At 68.7% G+C, this 831-nt stretch carries 1 protein-coding gene; it reads right to left on the reverse strand.

What is annotated here, in order from left to right:
- A partial coding sequence (mycP, locus tag K6I34_RS37590; RefSeq protein ID WP_229332490.1) for a type VII secretion-associated serine protease mycosin occupies nt 1-831 on the reverse strand: 831 nt, incomplete at both ends.

The raw sequence follows: 831 nt of genomic DNA on the forward strand, positions 1-831 counted from the left end.
GGACATGGGTTTGTCGGGGGTGACGCGGTCGAGGGGGTTGGCGTCGTCGGTCAGGGCTCGGACCGGGTCGATCACCCCCCAGCCGATGTAGCGGTCGTGGCCGCTCGTGACCCGCTCCGCGGTCTGTTCTATCTGGGCGACGACCTGGTGCTGTTTCCAGTCGGGGTGTTTGGCGCGGATGAGGGCCGCGACGCCGGCGACGTACGGGGCGGAGAAGCTGGTGCCGTTGTCGACGCATTGGCCGCCGAGCGGGACGGTGGAGACCATTTCGACTCCGGGGGCCGCGACGCCCACGAATTCGCCGGGCTGGGAGAAGGGGGCGCGCTCGTTGTTGCGGTCGGATGCCGCGACCGCGAGGACGCCTTTGTAGGCCGCCGGGTAGGTTTCCTTGACCTGGCCGTCGAGGCCGTCGTTGCCTGCCGAGGCGACCACCACGACGTCGTGGGCGAGTGCGTCCTTCACCGCCAGTTCCAGGTCGGAATCGGGCTTGAGTGCCTTTGCCGTGTCCTGGGAGATGTTGATGACCTGGGCGCCCGCGGCCACGGCCAGGTTGATGCTCTGGGCGAGCGTGCGGGACGTACCGGTGCCCTTTTCGTCGTTCTGCCGGATCGGGATGATGACGGATTCCGGGGCGAGGCCGACGAAGCCGCTGTTCGAGGACGGGCGGGCCGCGATGATGCCCGCGACCTTCGTGCCGTGGCCGACGAGGTCGAGCGTGGGGTCGGGCTGGATCTTCGGCTTTTCCGGTTCGGGTTTCGGTGTCGGTGTCGGTGTGGGTGTCGGCTTTTCCGACGGCTTCGTGCTCGGGGAGGGGGAAGGCGACGGTGGGAC

The sequence above is a fragment of the Streptomyces sp. UNOC14_S4 genome, from assembly GCF_020740835.1.
Lineage (GTDB): Bacteria > Actinomycetota > Actinomycetes > Streptomycetales > Streptomycetaceae > Streptomyces.